The 4,164-nt window shown below is 69.5% G+C and carries 4 protein-coding genes; 1 reads left to right on the top strand and 3 read right to left on the bottom strand.

Translation table 11 applies throughout. From position 1 onward, the window contains the following. Both Q0716_RS04620 and Q0716_RS04625 read right to left on the bottom strand, forming a co-directional pair. The coding region (locus tag Q0716_RS04620; RefSeq protein ID WP_299020181.1) for a complex I NDUFA9 subunit family protein at nucleotides 1-830 on the bottom strand (830 nt) is incomplete at its 3' end. A gap of 52 nt (nucleotides 831-882) precedes the next feature. Further along, complete coding sequence (locus tag Q0716_RS04625; protein ID WP_299020183.1) at nucleotides 883-2,841, bottom strand: lytic transglycosylase domain-containing protein; 1,959 nt, start codon at nucleotides 2,839-2,841, stop codon at nucleotides 883-885. Between the two features lie 142 nt (nucleotides 2,842-2,983). On the opposite strand from Q0716_RS04625, the gene Q0716_RS04630 reads away from it, so the two are divergent. Further along, entirely contained in the window at nucleotides 2,984-3,622 is a 639-nt protein-coding gene (locus tag Q0716_RS04630; RefSeq protein ID WP_299020187.1) for a 5-formyltetrahydrofolate cyclo-ligase, read from the top strand. Between the two features lie 23 nt (nucleotides 3,623-3,645). Here the strand turns inward: Q0716_RS04630 and Q0716_RS04635 are convergent. Then, nucleotides 3,646-4,164: methylmalonyl-CoA mutase family protein (locus tag Q0716_RS04635; RefSeq protein WP_299020185.1), on the bottom strand; the 519-nt coding region annotated here is incomplete at its 5' end.

Raw genomic sequence — 4,164 nt, forward strand, 5'->3', positions numbered from 1 at the left:
AGCGTGCCGGTGGCGACGTTGTCCACTTCCATCGAGCGCAGGTTGTCCGTGGACAGCAGCGGCTCGCCCGGCAACAGCTCCATCAGCAGGGCCTGGAAGTACGCCAGCGCACGCGGCAGCGGAATGACCGGCCGCGGATGGCCGCTGAGCCGTCCGGCCAAGCGCACCAGATCCGCGAGCGTCCAGACTTCGGGGCCGACGCATTCGAACGTCTTGCCGATGGTGTCCTCACGGCGCAGGCACTCGACGATGGCGTGGGCGACATCGCCCACCCACACGGGTTGGAAGCGCGCCTGCGCGCCTGCCAGCGGCACAACGGGCAGGGTTTGTTGCAGCCGCGCAAACAGGTTCAGGAATCGATCCTCGGCCCCGAAAATGACGCTGGGCCGCAGCACGGTCAGCGCCAGCCCCGCGCTGGTCATCGACCACAGCGCGGCCTCACCGGCCCCTTTGGTCTGCTGGTACAGCGACGGGCCTTGCGGGTCGGCTCCCAGTGCGCTGACGTGCACAAGCCGCTGGATTTGGGCGGCCAACATGGCTTGCGCCAGGCGTTGAGGAAACGCCACGTGCACCTGCTCGAACTGGTGGCGACTGCCGTGCAGAATGGCGATCAGGTTGACGACGGCGTCGTGTCCCGGCAGCAGGCGCTCCAGTTCGCGGTCGTCGTGCACGTTGGCGACGATCACGTCCACCATCGGCAACATCTGGATCGATTTGGCGTGCTCGGTATGGCGCGTCGGGACGGTGACGCGCACCCCCACGCGGTTGAGCCATTCGCAAACGTGGCGGCCAACGAAGCCGGTGCCGCCGAGTACCAGCACGTGTTTCATGGTGTCATCGCTCCACTGGGGCATGGCCGTGGTCGTCGCCGCGTCGGCGCCGTCACGGCAGGTCGGTGTCGGGGGCGCGCGCCGTCGCCGGCCGGGGGCCGATGGGCCCCAAGCGGCTGCTCAGCCGCTGCGGTCGCTGCTCCAGGATGGCAGCGTAGACCGTGGTGTTGGACAACACACGCTTGACATAGTCGCGTGTTTCGTCGAACGGAATGTTCTCGATCCACACCGAGGCCTCCAACGCCGGTCCCTGGCGCCACTGGCGCGGGCGCCCTGGACCCGCATTGTAGGAGGCGGCGGCCAGCGCCATCGAGCCCTCGAAATCGTCCAGCGCCAACTTCAGATACGCGGTGCCGATGCGCACGTTGGTGTCGGGGTCGGTGATCTGGTGCGGCTCGAAGTCTCGCAGGCCGATCTTGCGTGCGGTCCAGCGCGCGGTGGCGGGCATCACCTGCATCAGCCCCGAGGCGCCAACGTGCGAGCGCGCGTCGGTGATGAAGCGGCTTTCCTGCCGGATCAGGCCATAGACGTAGGCCGGATCGAGCCCGATTTCGCGCGCACGCGGCACGACCAACTCGCGCAGCGGCATGGGAAAGCGCTGCGCGATATCGACCACCTCGCGCGTGCGCAGGCTGGTGTTGATACACCGGTCCCAGACGCCGCGCTCGCAGGCCCACTCGGCTGCGGCCAGCAGCTCGCGGTCGCTCATCCCCCCCGGGGTGTGGAGGGCGACTTCGTAGTTCCACTCGCGCACACCCTCCGCGCGCAGGCCCAGCTCGATGGCGAGCAGCGCGCGTTGCAGCCCCGCATGGGCGCGGATGGCCGCCCGCTCGGCCGGCGTGGGCGGCGGTGGGGCGGGCGGCAGCGCGACGTCGCGGCCCAGCGCTTCTGCCGCCAATTTTTCATAGAAGCCGTCCAGTCCCGCGATGCGCCCGTACAGCTCGCGGGCCTGCGCGGCGTCCTCAGGGCGTGGGCTGGTTTGCAGGGCGCGCGCGAGCCAATACGTCCAGGTGGGGTCGCGGCGCTGCGCCTCGCTCATGTGCTCGATGGTGCGCCGCACCATGCCCCAGTCGCCCGCGCGCAGCGCGGCACGCACTTTCCAGGCGCGCAGCTCGTCGGGCAGTAGCGCGTCGTTGGCACGGGCGAAGTAGCGCACCGCCTCATCCGACAGGCGCAATGCCGCGCGTTTGCCGATCACTCCCCACACCCAGGCCTGTTCCTCAGGGGTGAGCTGGGCACGCCAGCGCAGATCGTCGGCGGCCTGTGCCGCTGCCACTGGGTCCTGCGTCGCGAGGCGGATCAAGGCCAGGGTGACGATCTCCTTGGTGCGATCGCGCACCGCAGTGACTTTGTCGTCCAGGTAGCGCTGGGGGTTTTGGGTGGCGCGATCGACCAGCCCGACCCACTGCGGGTCCAGCAGCCCGACGGCCTGGGTGGCGATACCGATTCGCCCAGCCTCCACACCCAACCGTGCGCGCTGCCAGGCCACCTCGCGCGGCAATGCACCGGCCTGGATCAGCCGTTGCGCGGCGGCGGCGCATCCCGGCGCTGCGGTGCGCTGCGCCAGCCAGTTCTCGCGCACCAGTGCGGCCACCTCGCTCGGGGCGGCACGGGCTGTCTCGACGCGCGCTAGCGCCGTGTAGCAGCGCACCTCGGGGTCGTCGTTCATGCGAAACGCGATGGCCTCTTGCAGCAGCGTGGCCCAGTCCTGTTGCCGTCCCAGCACCAACAGCCAGTCGTTGCGCAGGCGGTCTTCCCAGTAGGTGCCGCGCCAGCGCTGCAGAAAGGCGCGGATCTCGTCCGCACTGGCACTGTCCAGCCGCGCCCGCAACGCCCAGTACGCCGCCAGCGGCTCCAGCGGGTGGCCCTGCACCAGGGGCAGCAGCTGCGCCAGCCGTTGCGCATCGCCTTTTTGGAAGGCGGCGCGCATCTCGACGAGCGCACGCTCCGCGGCCGCGCGCGGGGCCCCGTCGCCGACGGCGCCCGCCTGCGCGGCCGCCGACTGCGCCATGGCTGGCGCGACCCACGCGCCACTGCCCCACAGCGGTAAGATGACAGCCGCCCTGACCGCCACGGCCCTGATGGTGCGCCAGACGGCAGTGCTCGACGAACGCGCCCTGAGGCGCCCAACAAACGAACCCATGCCCACGATTATGGACAACATCGACCCCTCACGCCAGTCGGAACCCACCGATGCTGCCCAGCGCAAGCAGCAGTGGCGCCAGCGTCTGGTGGCCGAGCGGCTGCGGCTGTCCGATCGACTCGCGCGCAACGAGGCGCTGCAGCGCGTCATGCGGGTGTGGATGGTGGGTCGCACCGACACGGTGGTGGGGGCGTACTGGCCGATCAAGGGGGAGTTCGATCCGCTGCCCGCGCTGCACCGCTGGCAGGAGGCGGCCGATGTCGACGACGCCGCCCGCGCGCGGCAGCGCCGCCGCATCGGGTTGCCGGTCATCGACAAGGTGGCGCGCACGCTGCGCTTTCACGTCTGGTACCCGGGCTGCCCGATGGAGGAGGACGCCTACGGCATCCCCAAGCCCAAGGATACCGAGGTGGTGCAGCCCACGCTGCTGTTCGTGCCCTGCGTGGGCTACGGGCCGGGTGGCACGCGGCTCGGGTACGGCGGGGGTTTTTACGACCGCACACTGGCCTCGCTGCAGCCGCGGCCGTTTACCGTCGGGCTGGCCTATGCGCACGGCTTCGTGCCGTGGTTGCAGCCCGAGCCGCACGACGTGCCGCTGGACGCCATCCTGACCGAGCAAGGCGTGGCGTGGCCCGTGACCGACGATTGAGGCGCGAAAACTGCGCGCCACACTCACATGTTGCGCCGGTACTGGCCCCCCACCTCGAACAAGGCTTGCGTGATTTGCCCCAGTGAGCAGCAGCGCACCGCGTCCATCAGCACCTCGAACACGTTGCGGTTGTCGATGGCGGCGTCTTTGAGGCGCTGCAGCATCGCCGGGGCTTCGTGCGCGTGGCGGGCGTGGAAGTCGCGCAGGCGCGCGAGTTGCGACTGCTTTTCTTCTTCGGTCGAGCGCGCCAGCTCCAGCGCCTCGGGGATGGGATCGCCGTGCGGGTTACGGAAGGTGTTGACGCCGATGATGGGCAGCTCACCGGTGTGCTTGAGCATCTCGTAGTGCATGCTCTCGTCTTGGATTTTGCCGCGCTGGTAGCCGGTCTCCATCGCGCCCAGCACGCCCCCGCGCTCGGCGATGCGCTCGAACTCTTGGAGCACCGCTTCTTCCACCAGCTCGGTCAGCTCTTCGATGATGAAGGCGCCCTGGTTGGGGTTTTCGTTCTTGGCCAGGCCCCACTCGCGGTTGATGATGAGCTG

The sequence above is a fragment of the uncultured Tepidimonas sp. genome, assembly GCF_938045175.1.
Lineage (GTDB): Bacteria > Pseudomonadota > Gammaproteobacteria > Burkholderiales > Burkholderiaceae_C > Tepidimonas.